The sequence below is a fragment of the Actinomyces urogenitalis genome, from assembly GCF_002861525.1.
GTDB lineage: Bacteria > Actinomycetota > Actinomycetes > Actinomycetales > Actinomycetaceae > Actinomyces > Actinomyces urogenitalis.
Genome location: NZ_PKHA01000013.1, coordinates 1 through 14844, shown reverse-complemented (window position 1 = coordinate 14844; position 14844 = coordinate 1). Strand labels below are relative to the sequence as shown.

The window sequence follows — 14844 nt, the reverse complement described above, 5'->3', positions numbered from 1 at the left end:
GCGGCTAGCGGCGGACGAGGACGGCTCCGGGCTCCAGGCGCACGCGGACCCAGCGCGTGGGAGGCAGGAGCTCGCCGTCGACCTCCACCATCGCCGGGCGAGCCAGTCGGACGACGACGTCGCGGCCCCGGCGCAGGACCACGCGCCCGAGTGCACGGCGAGGATCGGAGTAGCGGGCGGCGAAGGGGGGCAGCACCTGGCGGGCGAGCGAGGTCCAGCCGGCCAGCCCGCCGACGGTGTCGATAGCGGCGACGTCGAGGAGGCCGTCGTCCATCGTGGCCTGCGGCAGCAGGGTGATCCCCGCGGGAAGGCGACCGCCATTGCTGATGAGCAGGCAGCGTGCGGTCAGGCGCTCCAGGTGGCGCTCGCGGCTCACGCCGTGGTGACGCCGGACCTGAGAGGGGCGGCGGCCACCGCGAGGCCCGGCAGGACAGTCCTCCTGACCGCTGCGCTCGTCTAGGCTGAGCAGCATGTCAAGGCGCGGGGACCAGAGGTTCTCGAAGGCGGCCAGGGCATAGGCGCCCCACTTGATGCGGGCCTTGAGCCCGGGCCGGGTCGAGGCGACGAGTCCTGCGTCAAAACCGATACCGGTGACCACGAGGCAGGCGTGCTCCGAGCCGAGGGTGGGGCGAGCCCAGCTCTGTGTGGGGGCGGGGCGGTCCTTGCTGGAGACGGGGTCGTCGGGGTCGATGGAGACCCAGGCGAGGTCCACGGGGTGGGCAGTTCCCGTCACTGCGGTGGTGATGAGCGCCTCCGGATCGCCCACGGGCAGGCCCAGGTTGCGGGCGGCGAGGTTGGCGGTGCCCAGCGGCAGGATCCCAAGCTCGGTGGAGGTACCGGCCAGCCCGGCGGCCACGGCGCGCACGGTGCCGTCCCCGCCGCCAGCCACAACGAGCCGGGCTCCTGAGGCGACGGCGAGGCGCGCCTGCGTGGCGCCCGGCTCGCTGACGGTGGTCTCCAGCCAGATGGGCTCGTGGTACCCGGCCTCGGCCAGGGCAAGGGTGAGGCGGCGGCGGACGGACTCAGTGACTGCCGGTTTGGACGGGTTGAGGACGACGCACGCCAGCCCAGCGTCCGCGGACACTGGGCTGGCGGGGGTGGCCGTAGGGCCACCGGATCGGGTCATGGGCCGAGGGTAGCGGGCCGCGGCGGAGGGCACAGGGGTCAGGGGCAGGCCGGCGTCCTGGGCGAGGCTGGTGATGATGCGGGCGAGCTGGCTGAAGTCGGAGCCTCGCGAGGAGGAGGCGCGGTAGACCAGGCCCATGCGGCGCACGGCGTTGACGTCCCCGAAACGAGCCACTCCGTGCGGCACGCCTCCCAGCATCCGCAGGGCGCCCTCGGGCAGCACGGTGACGCCGACGTTGTGGGAGACCATCTGGACCACGGTTAGCAGCGTGGTGGCGACGGCGACCGGCGGGTTGGAGCCGTAGCGCTGGCACAGGGCCAGGGTCTCGTCGCGCAGGCAGTTGCCCTCGTCCAGCAGGAGGAGCTGCTGGTCATCGAGCTCGACGGGGGAGACGTCCTTGCGCCCGTCCCAGGAGTGGTTGGGTGGGACGAGGATGACGAGGGGCTCGTCATACATCGGGATGACGGAGGTGCGGTGGGCGTCGATGTCGACGTCGATCGCCAGGATGGCGGCGTCCAGGCGACCCTGACCCAGCATGTCGAGCAGGTCGCCGGTGACCATCTCACGCAGCTCGGGCTGGAGTTGGGGGATCTCCCGGGGCAGTCCGTCGATAGCGACGGGAGCCAGGTAGGGGGCCAACGTGGGGATCATTCCCAGACGCATGGTGCCGCTGAGCACGGCGCCCTGGGTGGTGACGGCCTCGCTGAAGGACTCGGCTGCGAGGACCGCCTCGCGGGCGTAGGGCAGCAGCGTCTCGCCCAGGGGGGTGACGAGCACGCGGCGGGTAGTGCGTTCGACCAGCTCTCCGCCCACGCGGCGCTCCAAGGCGGTGATGGCCTGGGACAGGCTGGGCTGGCTGACGCCAAGAGTCGTGGCCGCCTCACCGAAGTGCTGGTGGTCGCACAGGGCGACGAAGGCTCGCAGCTGCGAGAAGGAGGGAAGCGAAGTAGCCATAGCCTGTCCTGAGAGCTGGGGCGATCGGGCGCGGCGGACCGAGAGGTTCGCCTGTCGATCGTGCTTAATAAATCGCTATTAATTATATGGCATAGATTGGCGGGTCGCGAAACCTCTCGCTATCAGTGATGGTGCTCTCGCCCCATGAGGCGTCCCGGCGGGCGGGGGCGCTCGCTGGCTACACTCGGACCCATGATCGACCTGCGCGACCTCCGCGAGAACCCAGAGCGTTACCGTGACAGCCAGCGAGCCCGAGGCGCCGACGTCGACCTTGTCGACCGCATCATCGACGCCGACGAGGCCCGCCGCACCACCCTGGCCACCTTTGAGTCCCTGCGTGCGGAGCAGAAGGTCGTCTCTCGCTCGGTCGGCAAGGCCTCCTCTCCTCAGGAGCGTGAGGCTGCCCTCGCTCAGGCCAAGGAGCTGGCCGAGCGCGTGCGCGGCGCCCAGGCCGAGTCTGACCAGGCTGCCGCCACCCTGGACGAGCTGGCGCACCAGTTCCAGAACGTCATCGAGGGAGCGCCCTCCGGCGGGGAGGAGGACTACGTCGTCCTGCGTCATGAGGGCCCCCAGCCGCGCGACTTCGCCTCCGAGGGCTTTGAGCCGGCCGATCACCTCACCCTGGGTGAGGGCCTGGACATCATCGACACCAAGCGCGGGGCCAAGGTCTCCGGCTCGCGCTTCTACTACCTCAAGGGCGCGGGAATGCGCCTGGAGCTGGCCCTCATGACGGCGGCCCTGGACAAGGCCACCGAGCACGGCTTCATCCCGATGACCACGCCCACCCTCGTCTCCCCGCAGGTCATGGGCGGCACCGGCTTCCTCGGCCTGCACGCGGACGAGATCTACTACCTGCCTGCTGACGACCTCTACCTCACCGGTACCTCCGAGGTCGCGCTGGCCGGTTATCACACGGACGAGATCCTCGACCTGGAGGAGGGCCCGAAGCGCTACCTGGGCTGGTCCACCTGCTACCGCCGTGAAGCGGGGGCGGCTGGTAAGGACACCCGAGGCATCATTCGCGTCCACCAGTTCAACAAGGCAGAGATGTTCGCCTACGTGCGTCCCGAGGACGCCGCTGCCGAGCACGAGCGCCTGCTGGCCCTGGAGGAGGAGATGCTCCACCTCGTCGGCCTGCCCTACCGCGTCATCGACACCGCTGCGGGGGACCTCGGATCCTCCGCTGCCCGCAAGTTCGACTGCGAGGCGTGGCTGCCCACCCAGAACCGCTGGATGGAGGTCACCTCGACCTCCAACTGCACCACCTACCAGGCGCGCCGTCTCCAGATCCGTGAGAGGCGGGACGGGCGGACCTCGCCGGTAGCCACCCTCAACGGCACGCTGGCCACCACCCGCTGGATCGTGGTGCTGCTGGAGAACAACCAGCAGGCGGACGGCACGGTGGTTGTGCCTGAGGGGCTGCGTCCGTACATGGGTGGCCTCGAGGTCATCACCCCGCGTCCCTGAGGGACGAGGACGGCAGTGACGCAAGACTCCCGCCGGGACCAGGCGGCCGGCCCTGTGCCGGTCGGCACCTCTCCGGTCTTCAGCGCTCCTGACCCGAGCCAGCCCAGCGGCGCCGAGCCTCAGCGGCTGGGCGGCTCCTGGGAGTACCTGCGTGGGCACGACCGCTCCACGCCTCTGAGCCATGACGCCTACCACGCCCTCGTGCGTGAGCACATGGCGGACCTGGACCGGCTGGACCCGGGCCGGAACCACCTCGTCGCGGACCCGCGGCTCATCGTCGCGCTCGACGTGGACGGCACGATCCTGGACATGGATGGCCGCGTCTCGGAACGGATGATGGCCTCGATCGCCCGGATGCGGCACTACGGGGCCCAGGTGGTCATCTCCACCGGCCGCGGTATCCAGGCGGCTCTGCCGGTGGCGCGCCACGTGGGACTGACCGACGGGTGGATGATCTGTGCCAACGGTGCGCTGACGGTGCGCATGGATCCGACGGCGCCAGGCGGGTACCGGGTGGTGGACTCGGTGACCTTTGACCCCACCGCGGCCATCAACGCGCTCACGCAGGCTGTTCCGGACGGCATCCTCGCCGTCGAGGACCTTGACGCCGGCTTCCGCACCACCCGCGCCTTCCCTGAGGGGGAGCTCATTGAGGAGCAGACGCTGGCCACCTTGGACGAGCTGTGCGCGCGACCGGTCACCCGCGTCATCCTGCGGGCGCCGGGTATGCCGCTGGAGGAGTTCAGCGCGCTGGTCGCGGACTCGGGCCTGCACTCGGTGGAGTACGCGATCGGCTGGACCGCGTGGCTTGACGTGGCTCCCGAGGGCGTGACGAAGGCGTCCGCGCTGCAGCGGCTGGCTGAGCGGCTGGGGACGGACTCCTCTCACGCCGTGGCGGTGGGAGACGGGACCAATGACGTTGAGATGCTCACCTGGGCTGGTGCCGGGGTGGCCATGGGAAGCGCGCCGCAGTCAGTGACGGCTGTCGCCTCCTTCACCACCGAGCCGGTATGGCGTGACGGGTGTGCCGGAGTGCTCGACGCCGTCGTGGAGAGGAAGCGAGCAACATGCTGAGCAGACTCACCGGGCTCCGGCCCCTGGCCGTCGTGGCCACGCTCGCCCTCGCGTCGGCCTCGCTGGTGGCCTGCTCCTCGGCCTCGCAGCAGGTGGGAGGGGTGACGGCGTCCCCTGTCTCCTGCGCCCAGCTGCAGGAGGCCTACGGCTCCTTCCCCGCGGGCACCACGGTGCGGGTCGCCACGCAGGCCGGCAGCACTGAGGCAGCCAGTCTGGACGCCTCCCTGGAGCACTTCTCGCAGTGCACGGGGCTGAGTGTGGTCCAGGTGGAGTCCGACGACGTCGCGGCCAGCCTCAAGTCCGACTCCGCGCAGGCCGACCTTGCCGTCTTGCCTGAGGCCGGTGTCCTGCCTGAGCTCGTGGACGAGGGGCTCGTCCAGCCTGTGCCGGAGACTGTGGGTGCCAATGTGGAGCTGGGTTGGGACCGGATGTGGTCGGAGGCGGGGACCGTTGACGGCACCTTGTACGCCGCGCCGCTGACGGCCAGCCTGGACTCCCTGGTCTGGTACTCGCCGACCGCGTTCTCACGCCTGGGCTACCAGGTGCCTCAGACGTGGCCGGAGCTGGTGGCTCTGACCTCGCAGGTGGCGCAGGACCACCCGGACGGCTCGGTGACGCCGTGGTGCCTGGGACTGGCGAGCCCCGATGCGGGCGAGGAGTGGCTGGCGGAGGCTGTGCTCCAGCTCAGCGGTCCGGTCGCCTACGACCAGTGGGCCACGGGCGAGGACTCCCTGGACTCGGTTGACGCGGACACGGCCTTGGGTGAGCTGGATTCGCTCCTGCTTGCTGACGGGCACGTGCCTGGCGGTCGGCAGGCGGCGGAATCGGCGACGATGCAGGACGCCGCCGCGCAACTGCGGGAGGGGCAGTGCCTCATGCTCTACGCCCCCTCGTCTGTCGAAGCCCTGTTCCCGGTCGGGTCGGTGAGCGACGACGGTGCCAGCAGCCAGCCGGAAGAGACGGCGAGCGCGGCGGGTGCGGCGGGCGCGGGCGACGTCTTGTCGACCTTCCTCACCCCCTCGGGTGGGCAGGATGAAGAGACGGCTTACCTGGTGGGCGCGAGCATGCTGGTCTCGGTCAGTGGCTCTGAGGCTGGTGAGGCGGTGATGGCCTACCTCACGAGTGCTCAGTGGGCCCGGGCCTATGCGGCCCTGGGGACTGGAGGTACTGCTCATCACGGCGTCGAGGCGGCACAGGCCGGTTCCCCGGTGGCCCAGCAGGTGTCCCAGATCCTGCAGTCGAGGCAGTCGGTACTCCGCCTGGAGGTGGCCGACGTCGCGACGCCTGAGCGCGTCACAGCCCTGCGCGAGGCCCTGACCGCCTGGGCTAGCGGTCAGGCCGATGGTGCGACGGCACTGTCGAGGGCTGAGGAGAGCAGCGCACAGTAGGGCGGATCGTGTCGGCAGGCGGAGCTGTTTTCGCAGGTTTGCCTGCAGCAGGGAAGTCCAAGGTCCGCCCGCGGTGAGATAGCGTTCGGACAGCAGAGCTGACGTACGCCGTCGGGCGCCCATAGACGGGCACGAGTTGAGGAGGACTCATGGGACTGGGATGGTTCGGTGCGCCGGAGCACAACCGCTGGCTGGCTGAGGAGACCCACGCGCTGCTGCGCTACGGGCGTGCGGCGTGCGTGCCGGCAGGATTCGGCTGGATCGGTCCGGACGGCACGGTCGACACCAACCACCCGGTGGAGCTGTGGATCACCGGCCGCATGACCTTTGCCTTCTCGCTCGGTGCGCTGATGGGAATTCCCGGCTGCCGTCGCTACGCTGACCATGGTGTGCGGGCCCTGTCCAAGGTGCTGCGGGACTACGAGCACGGCGGCTGGTACTCGGCCGTGCGTCACGAGCTGGATGAGCAGGGGCGCGGCGTCCCGGTTGATTCTGGCCAGCGCAAGGAGTGCTACCAGAACGCCTTCGTCATGCTCGCTGCGGCCACGGCGACGGCTGCCGACCGCCCTGGCGCGCAGGAGCTCCTGCGTGACGCGATGGCGATGCAGGACAAGCACTGGTGGGACGAGACCTACCACATGCCGATTGAGTCCTATGCCGCGGACTTCACGGATCCTGAGCGCTATCGCGGTATCAACGCCGCCATGCACACCGTTGAGGCCTACCTGGCTGCGGCTGACGTCAGCGGTGACGTCAAGTGGCTCAACCGCGCCGTCCAGATCATCGACTTTGCTGTCAACAAGCAGGCTCGTGCCAACGACTGGCGCCTGCCTGAGCACTATGACACCTCCTGGCAGCCGGTCCTGGACTACAACAAGGACGAGCCGGCTCACCCCTTCCGCCCCTACGGTGTCACTCCCGGGCACGGGCTGGAGTGGTCGCGCCTGACGGTTCAGGCGCGTTCGGCCCTGCTTAACCGTTCTCTGCCTGTGCCGGAGTGGATGCTGGATGCGGCTGAGGAGCTCTTTGAGCGGGCTCGTGTGGATGGCTGGCGTGTGGATGGCGGTCCGGGCTTCGTCTACACCACGGACTTTGCTGGCGAGCCGGTGGTGCACGAGCGCATGCACTGGGTGGTGTGTGAGGGCGTGAGCGCTGCGGCCGCGATTCGCCGTGCTCTGCTCGATGACGGTCGCGGCGAGATCGAGGTCGAGCACTATGAGCACTGCTACCGCTCCTGGATCGACTACGCCGAGCAGTACCTCATTGAGGCGCCGGGTGTGTGGACGCACGAGCTCGACCAGTCCAACCAGCCCTCGACCCGCACCTGGGACGGGCACCCGGATATCTACCACGCGCTGCAGATGACGTTGATGTCCCGCCTTCCGGTGTGGCCGGCGATGGGGCAGGCTCTGGCTGAGGGGCGCCTGGACGAGCCGGCGACGACGATCCCGGTCAACGTCCAGAGCGGACGCCGGCGCGGGCTGTTCGGCCGGGGCTGATGGGCGAGGCGGCAGCCGGTGAGACCGGCTGCCGCCCAGGCTCTCGCGCGGTGGCGGGCGACGCCGTCGTTGCTGTGGGCGCCACGGAGGGCGTGGACCCGTTCGTGGCTGGCGGAGCAGTGATGGTGTAGGGTCATCACCGGTCTGCGAGGGCCGTTGGAGAGATGACAGAGCGGCCGAATGTGGCGGTCTTGAAAACCGCTGTACGCCTGGCGTACCGGGGGTTCGAATCCCTCTCTCTCCGCGAGAGTTGAAGAAGCGGCGTCATGTCAACGAAAACGTGATGTCGGCGCCTGGCCTCCCTTCATGGTCTGGAGGTTCCCGTCCTGTTTGGTGTGGGAACCTCCAGTTTTTTTAGAGACCTAGACCACAGTGACGTGGTGAGGTACCGTGACTTAGGTCCCAGTTGTGCGGCGCCTGTGGTGGGTCGCCAGCGGGACGTGGTCACTCACTGCTATTCGGGCGCGATGTCAAGGGCGACGTCGGGCTCACGTGCGAGGTTCATCATGAGTATTCCCGTCCTCCATCAACCTACGAGTCCCTCAGAAGGGCAGAAGGCCCACCCTGCTCCGGCGGGCGAGCGCCGTCGTCGTCTCCTTGGCCTCCTCGGTGGGGCCCTTCTTGGTGTGATCGTCTATCTCGCCATGCCTGCCGACGCCGTCGACACGGTGGTCGCGGTGATCTCCCCTGAAGCGGCCGAGAAGGTCAGTGAGGAAGGGTTGCGGCTCGTGGCTGCAGCCGCCGTCGTCATGGGGGCCTGGTGGATGACCGAGGCGATCCCGCTGGCGGCCACCGCGCTCCTGCCGCTCGTGCTCTTCCCTCTGGCAGGTGTGGACAGCTTCAAGGACACTGCGGCTCCCTACGCCTCGGGCACGATCTTCCTGTTCATGGGTGGGTTCATGCTCGCCCTGACGATGCAGCGCTGGAACCTGCACCGGCGTATCGCGCTGCTGACCGTGCTCGCGGTGGGAACCAAGCCCAAGATGCTCGTACTCGGCTTCATGCTGGCCACAGGCTTCCTGTCCATGTGGGTGTCCAACACGGCTACCGCCGTCATGATGCTGCCCATCGGCACCTCGATCCTGCTGCTGACGGGCCAGGCGGACGGCAAGGGCAAGCAGTCAAAGCTGGCGACGGCGCTCATGCTGGGAATCGCCTACGCCGCGTCCATCGGCTCGTTGGGGACCATCATCGGCACGCCCCCCAACACCTTGCTCATCGCCTACCTCAAGGAGACCTTCGACGTCACCATCGGCTTCGGGCAGTGGATGATCATGGGCGTGCCGCTGGCACTCACCTTCCTCCTGATCTGCTGGTGGCTGCTGACCAGTGTGCTGTTCAAGCCGGAGATCAAGGAGATCCCGGGAGGCAAGGCGCTCATCCGTGAGGAGCTGTCCAAGCTGGGGCCCTGGAGCGGTGGCGAGGTGCTGGTGGGCGTGATCTTTGTGGCCGCGGCGCTGTCCTGGTCGCTGCTGCCGACCCTGCTGCCCGAGGCGGGCATCACGGACGAAGTTATCGCCATGGTGGTGGCCCTGGCCTTGTTCATCCTGCCGGCCCCGGGGCAGCACGGGGTCAGGCTGCTGGACTGGAAGACCGCCAAGGACCTGCCCTGGGACGTCCTGCTGCTGTTCGGGGGCGGGCTGGCGCTGTCGGCACAGTTCTCCAAGCAAGGGCTGTCTGTGTGGATCGGTGAGATCGCCAAGGGACTGTCCGTGCTGCCGACGGTGCTCATCGTCGTCGCGGTGACGACGCTCCTCATCTTCCTGACCGAGCTCACCTCGAACACGGCGACGGCAGCCGCCTTCCTGCCCATCATGGGCGGGGTGGCCGTGGGGATCGGTGTTGACCCGCTGCTGTTCGTGGTGCCGGTGGCGCTGGCGGCGACCTGCGCCTTCATGCTTCCGGTGGCGACGCCGCCCAATGCCATCGCCTTCGGCTCGGGGTACGTCTCGATGGGCTCGATGGTCAAGGCAGGTATCTGGCTCAACCTCATTGGTATCGTGCTCATTGTGGTGACGGTGCTGCTGCTGGGTGTGCCGGTGCTCGGGATCAGCCTGTAGTGGCGGTTCTTTGTCAGGTCGTGGCTTTGTGGGCTGGAGGAAGATCACGCGGGTAGTGGCGCAGTCGCTTTGCTGCTGCCTGAGGATCTGGGGTAACCTCATGCTGCCTACCAGGCCCTGGAGATGTCGCATAGTGGCCTAGTGCGCCTTCCTGCTAAGAAGGTTGGGGATAAAACCCCTCGGGAGTTCGAATCTCCCCATCTCCGCCGGCAAGCCCCGAGATCGTTGAGATCTCGGGGCTTTTTCGTGTTTGGGATCGGGTGGGCAAAGCGGCCGGTACTGGTGGGTGAAGGTTGGTCGGCGTTTGAATGGCTACAGTAATGGCTACAGTCAACTCGCACGGAGCGGCGGTGTCTGTCTCGGTGCGTTCCTTCTCAGACGGCGGTGAGCGTGCCGGTGCCGAGTGCGGGGACCCGGTTACCCCCTCTCGTCCTGTGCCGATCCTCACGGCCCCAGGATTTGGCCTCGTGGGGGAGGCTGAGTATTGTTTCTGCCTGTCGGAAACGACATGCGCCAGTAGCTCAACGGATAGAGCATCTGACTACGGATCAGAAGGTTGGGGGTTCGAATCCCTTCTGGCGCACCAACGCCCCGCTCTCGGCCGCCAAGGTCGGGCCCGGGGCGTTTTTCCATTCCAGCGGCTCCGGCTCCCACTCATCACCCGCTGCAGGCTGAGTCAGTGCCCACGGCTAGACTCTCCCGGTGAAGTTCCTCAATGGCCTCCAGCCGACCTTCGACCTGACCTACGACGACGTCTTCATGGTCCCCTCGCGATCCAGCGTCGGATCGCGCACCGGCGTCGACCTGACCACGGACGACGCCACGGGCACCACGATCCCGCTGGTGGTCGCCAACATGACAGCGGTCGCCGGCAAGCGCATGGCAGAGACCGTAGCCCGCCGCGGCGGACTGACGATCATCCCGCAGGACATCCCGGTCGACGTCGTCACGGACACTGTTACTCAGGTCAAGGCCGCCCACCTCGTCTACGACACCCCGGTCACCGTCAAGCCGCACCACACCTGCGGATATACGCTGGGCCTCATTCCCAAGCGCTCGCACGGTGCCGCGGTCGTCGTCGACCCGGACACCAACCGCCCCATCGGCATGGTGGACCTCGATGACGTCTCCGGCGTCGACCGCTTCACCCAGGTCCGCGAGGTCATGACCACCGAGCTGCTGACCCTGCCGGCCGGCATCGACTCACGCGAGGCCTTTGACCGCCTGCGCGCCGCGCGTCGCAAGCTGGCCCCGGTCGTGGGCGCCGACGGCGAGCTCGTCGGTCTGCTCACGCGCTCAGGAGCCGTGCGCTCAACCATCTACGCTCCCGCCGTCGACGCCGCCGGTCGCCTGCGCATCGGCGCTGCGATCGGCATGAACGGCGACCCCGCGGGCAAGGCGGCTGAACTCGTGGCCGCGGGCGTGGACGTCATCGTCGTCGACACCGCCCACGGTCACCAAGACCGGATGATGGACGCCGTCGCCGCCGTCCGCGCCGCCCTGCCCGCCGACTTCCCGATCGTGGCCGGCAACGTCGTCTCGGCCGACGGCGTGCGCGACCTGGTCGAGGCCGGCGCCTCGATCATCAAGGTCGGCGTGGGGCCGGGCGCGATGTGCACCACCCGCATGCAGACCGGCGTCGGCCGCCCTCAGTTCTCCGCCGTCCTGGAGTGCTCGCAGGCCGCCGCCGCCCTGGGCGCCCACGTATGGGCCGACGGCGGAGTGCGCCACCCGCGTGACGTCGCCCTGGCCCTGGCGGCTGGTGCCTCCAACGTCATGATCGGCTCCTGGTTCGCCGGCACCTACGAGTCCCCGGGCGACATCCAGTACGACGCGGACGGGCGTGCCTACAAGGAGTCCTTCGGTATGGCCTCCAAGCGGGCCGTCACCACGCGCACTGAGGGTGAGGACCCCTTCGACCGCGCGCGCAAGGCCCTGTTCGAGGAGGGAATCTCCGCAGGGCGCATGTACCTCGATCCTCAGCGTCCGGGCGTGGAGGACCTCATCGACAACATCATCGCCGGTGTGCGCTCCTCCTTCACCTACGCCGGCGCCGGATCGATCGCCGAGTTCCGTGAGCGGGCGGTCGTCGGGCTGCAGTCCGCCTCCGGCTACCGCGAGGGCGCGCCGGTCCCGGTCAGCTGGTGAGCGCCGCCCGCCAGGCCTTCGAGGCTGCCATTCGTCAGTGGCGGGTGCCCGTCTCGAAGGCCTGGCGGAGGTCATCCACCAGGTCGGAGGGGTCCTCGATCCCGATGCTCAGACGCAGCAGCCGGTCAGTCAGGCCGTAGCGGGCTCGCGTGGCAGGCGGGACGTCGGCGTGGGTCTGCACGCTCGGACAGGTGACCAGGGACTCCACCCCGCCCAGGGACTCGGCGAAGGTGAAGACCCGGACTGACTCCAGGAAGGTGGCGATGTCCACGTCCTCGGCGAGGTCGAAGGAGACCATGCCCGAGTGGCCGGGGTAGAGCACGCGGGTGACGTGCGGTGAGGCCTGGAGGAAGGCCACGACCTCCTTGGCATTGGCCTCGTGCCGGGCCATGCGCAGGGACAGGGTCTTCAGCCCGCGCAGCAGCAGGAAGGAGTCGAAGGGACCCAGCGTCGCCCCGGTGGTGTTGAGCCGGTACTGCAGGCGCTCGCCCAGTGCCGGGTCCGCCACGGTCACGACTCCCGCCATGACGTCGTTGTGCCCGCCCAGGTACTTGGTCGCGGAGTAGATCGCCACGTCCGCCCCCTCATCCAGCGGGCGCAGGATGGCGGGGGTGTAGAAGGTGTTGTCGACGGCGAGCAGGGCCCCGGCCTCGCGGGCCAGTCGGGCGGTTGCGGCGACGTCGTAGCACTCCATCATCGGGTTGGTGGGGGTCTCGATGAGCACGAGGGCCGCAGGCCGGCTCAGCGCCTCGGCCAGCGCCTGCTGCCCGTAGACGAAGTCGACCTCGTAGGCGCCGGCCTCCGCCAGGACCTGGAGGTAGCGGAAGGTGCCTCCGTACAGGTCCTCCAGCGCCACGATGCGTGAGCCGAAGGGGGCCAGCGTCTCCACGGCCAGCTGGATGGCGGCCATGCCCGAGGAGGTCACAAAGCTGGCGGCTCCGCCGTCGAGCCGGGCCAGCGCGTCCTGGAGGACGTCGCGGGTGGGTGAGGCGGTCCGCGTGTAGTCGTAGCCCGTGGACTGGCGCAGTCCGGGGTGCCCGAAGGCGGTGGACAGGTGGATCGGCGTCGTGATGGCGCCGGTGGCAGGGTCGGTGCCGGTGCCCACGTGCGCGAGCACGGTATCCAGCCCCCAGGCGGAGGTGTCCGGGCCTGCCGAGGCCGAGGGGTGGTGGTGGATCGGGACGGCACGTGTGGTGGAGCGGTCGTCGTAGGCGGGGTTGGAGTCTTCGGGGCGAGTGGACATGGTGCGTGCTCTCTTCGTATCAGGTGGGTGGACGACGGCGGTGCCCGGCTGCGTCCGTGACAGCCGGGCGGGCAGGGGCTCAGGCAGCGCGGACCTCAGCCAGGGCCTCGGGGTGGGAGCGGGCACGGTGTGCCTGGCGGGTCAGCAGCGCCGTGACGCCAGCCTCCAGGCGGTCCAGGGCCTCATCCAGGGTGGCGCGCGGGCAGGCGACGTTGATCCGGGTGAATCCCTCCCCGCCGGCACCGAAGATCGCGCCGTCGTCGAGCCAGAGCCCGGCCTCGTCGAGAATGAACTCGTCAAGCTCGTTGGGCTTGAGACCGGAGCGCTCCAGCAGGCCGTGGCAGTCGAGCCACAGCAGGTAGGTGCCCTCGCAGGGGGTGACCTCGATGCCGGGAACGCTCGCCAGGCGCTGGGCGACGTGGGCACGGGCCGCGGCGATGTGCTCGCGCAGCTCATCCAGCCAGGCGTCCCCGCTCTCGTAGGCGGCGCGGCAGGCGGTCAGTCCCAGCGTGTTCGGCTGGGAGTATCCGACGGCGGACAGCTCGGCACAAAAGGCCCCACGCAGCTGCTCGCTGGGAATGAGGATGTTGGCCACCTGCAGCCCAGCCAGGTTGAAGGACTTCGACGGCGAGGTGCAGGTGATTGTGCGTGCGGCCGCGTCCTGGGACAAGGAGGCAAAGGGCGTGGTGCGGTGGCCGGGCAGGGCGAGGTCAGCGTGGATCTCGTCAGAGACCACCGTGAGCTCGTAGCGCTTGGCGATCTCAGCCAGATCCTCCAGCTCACCGCGGCTCCACACCCGCCCGACCGGGTTGTGCGGGTTGCACAGCAGCAGCACTTTCGCACCGCTGGTGCGCAGCGTGCGCTCCAGGGCCTCCAGGCCGCGGCGGTAGACGCCGTCCTCCCCACGTACCAGCGGAGCGGCGGCGACCACGCGGCCGTTGTCCTCGATGACCTCCCTGAAGGGGTAGTACACGGGTTCCTCGATGACGACGGCGTCCCCGGGCTGGGTCAGCGCCCGGACCGCCAGTGCCAAGGCCGGGACGACTCCCGGGGTCACCACGTTCCAGGACGCGTCCACCTGCCAGTCGTAACGGCGTGCGAACCAGGAGGTTAGTGCCTCGTTGTAGGCGGCGTCAGTCTCGGTGTAGCCGAAGATCCCGTGGCGCACCCGCCACAGCAGGGCGCTCGTGATGCCGGGAGCGACCTGGTGATCCATGTCAGCCACCCACAGCGGCAGGACGCCTTCGGGGCGGCCACGCTCGGCGGCGAAGTCCCACTTGAGGCTGGCAGTGCCGGTGCGGTCGTGGATGAGGTCGAACTGGCAGTAGGAGGAGCCAGGCAGGGTGGTGCCGACGGGACAGTAGGGGTCGACGATGCTTCCGAGGTCAGAGAAGTCAGTGAGAGCAGGCATGCGCGTGGGTCCTGTGGATCGGGCAGGGTGGTTGGGCCTGCCTGTCTGCCGCGGGCGGGTACGGGCGGGCGACGTCGTGCGGAGGCGTCAGCCTGGCACGCGGACAGACGGGGTCACGGTGGTCAGTGAACGCGAGCGTCTGGGTGGCGATCTCGCGGAGCGTGCCGGGCTCGACTCAGCCCGACGCTCTAGCCGTTATTCCTGCGACAGCGACGGCTGGCGCTGTCAGCGCATGCACATTCGACGCATGACCAGGGCGCGCACCGGGGCGGTACGGGGCGTGGGCGTCGAAGCGATCATGGACGCAGGGTAGGTCTGCCACGGCGCCCTGTGTCAAGGCCGGCTCATCTGCTGGCCACTGCCCGTTACCTTGGTGGTGGTTGCCGGCCAAGGAGTGCCGGTGACTGGGCCAGCGGTGGTCGGCATGATGTCTTGCCCCTGTCTTGAATGATCCGGGGGGTGTTGTCACCGGCC

The 14844-nt window shown here is 68.9% G+C and carries 8 protein-coding genes, 3 tRNA genes and 2 pseudogenes; 9 read left to right on the top strand and 4 right to left on the bottom strand.

Going from position 1 to position 14844, the window contains the following annotated elements:
* Positions 1-4: 4 nt before the first annotated feature.
* Positions 5-1048 (bottom strand): annotated as a pseudogene (locus CYJ26_RS09805) (diacylglycerol/lipid kinase family protein); the annotation flags it as partial.
* A 93-nt stretch (positions 1049-1141) separates the two neighbouring features.
* Positions 1142-2080, bottom strand: a pseudogene (locus CYJ26_RS09800) (hydrogen peroxide-inducible genes activator); the annotation flags it as partial.
* 192 nt (positions 2081-2272) lie between these two features.
* On the opposite strand from CYJ26_RS09800, the gene serS reads away from it, so the two are divergent.
* The 9 genes from serS to CYJ26_RS09755 all read left to right on the top strand — a co-directional run bounded on the left by serS (position 2273) and on the right by CYJ26_RS09755 (position 11716).
* Positions 2273-3547, top strand: a complete 1275-nt coding sequence (gene serS, locus CYJ26_RS09795; RefSeq protein ID WP_101638349.1) for a serine--tRNA ligase — start codon at positions 2273-2275, stop codon at positions 3545-3547.
* Between the two features lie 15 nt (positions 3548-3562).
* Positions 3563-4621 (top strand): HAD family hydrolase, encoded by a 1059-nt coding sequence (locus CYJ26_RS09790; RefSeq protein WP_101638348.1) that lies wholly within the window; start codon positions 3563-3565, stop codon positions 4619-4621.
* Positions 4615-6009 (top strand): ABC transporter substrate-binding protein, encoded by a 1395-nt coding sequence (locus tag CYJ26_RS09785; protein WP_101638347.1) that lies wholly within the window; start codon positions 4615-4617, stop codon positions 6007-6009. The genes CYJ26_RS09790 and CYJ26_RS09785 overlap by 7 nt, the downstream gene beginning before the upstream one ends.
* A gap of 149 nt (positions 6010-6158) precedes the next feature.
* Positions 6159-7508: an AGE family epimerase/isomerase gene (locus CYJ26_RS09780; protein WP_101638346.1), complete on the top strand. Its 1350-nt coding sequence runs from the start codon at positions 6159-6161 to the stop codon at positions 7506-7508.
* Between the two features lie 158 nt (positions 7509-7666).
* Positions 7667-7752: transfer RNA gene (locus CYJ26_RS09775), tRNA-Ser, on the top strand.
* 262 nt (positions 7753-8014) lie between these two features.
* Positions 8015-9568: an SLC13 family permease gene (locus tag CYJ26_RS09770; protein WP_101638345.1), complete on the top strand. Its 1554-nt coding sequence runs from the start codon at positions 8015-8017 to the stop codon at positions 9566-9568.
* A 119-nt stretch (positions 9569-9687) separates the two neighbouring features.
* Positions 9688-9774 (top strand) — tRNA-Ser (locus CYJ26_RS09765).
* Between the two features lie 304 nt (positions 9775-10078).
* Positions 10079-10154: transfer RNA gene (locus CYJ26_RS09760), tRNA-Arg, on the top strand.
* A 116-nt stretch (positions 10155-10270) separates the two neighbouring features.
* Positions 10271-11716, top strand: a complete 1446-nt coding sequence (locus tag CYJ26_RS09755) for a GuaB1 family IMP dehydrogenase-related protein (RefSeq protein WP_048685574.1) — start codon at positions 10271-10273, stop codon at positions 11714-11716.
* 34 nt (positions 11717-11750) lie between these two features.
* Here the strand turns inward: CYJ26_RS09755 and CYJ26_RS09750 are convergent, their stop codons facing one another.
* Both CYJ26_RS09750 and CYJ26_RS09745 read right to left on the bottom strand, forming a co-directional pair.
* Positions 11751-12959 (bottom strand): PLP-dependent transferase, encoded by a 1209-nt coding sequence (locus CYJ26_RS09750; protein WP_006547682.1) that lies wholly within the window; start codon positions 12957-12959, stop codon positions 11751-11753.
* A 79-nt stretch (positions 12960-13038) separates the two neighbouring features.
* A complete protein-coding gene (locus CYJ26_RS09745; protein WP_024036626.1) occupies positions 13039-14370 on the bottom strand; it encodes a MalY/PatB family protein in 1332 nt (443 codons plus the stop codon).
* Between the last annotated feature and the right edge of the window lie 474 nt (positions 14371-14844).

Excerpts from the sequence above, each read along its gene's own strand:
- serS (WP_101638349.1), top strand. The coding sequence starts at position 2,273 with ATGATCGACCTGCGCGACCTCCGCGAGAACCCAGAGCGTTACCGTGAC.
- CYJ26_RS09785 (WP_101638347.1), top strand. The coding sequence starts at position 4,615 with ATGCTGAGCAGACTCACCGGGCTCCGGCCCCTGGCCGTCGTGGCCACG.
- CYJ26_RS09780 (WP_101638346.1), top strand. The coding sequence starts at position 6,159 with ATGGGACTGGGATGGTTCGGTGCGCCGGAGCACAACCGCTGGCTGGCT.
- CYJ26_RS09770 (WP_101638345.1), top strand. The coding sequence starts at position 8,015 with ATGAGTATTCCCGTCCTCCATCAACCTACGAGTCCCTCAGAAGGGCAG.
- CYJ26_RS09750 (WP_006547682.1), bottom strand. The coding sequence starts at position 12,959 with ATGTCCACTCGCCCCGAAGACTCCAACCCCGCCTACGACGACCGCTCC.
- CYJ26_RS09745 (WP_024036626.1), bottom strand. The coding sequence starts at position 14,370 with ATGCCTGCTCTCACTGACTTCTCTGACCTCGGAAGCATCGTCGACCCC.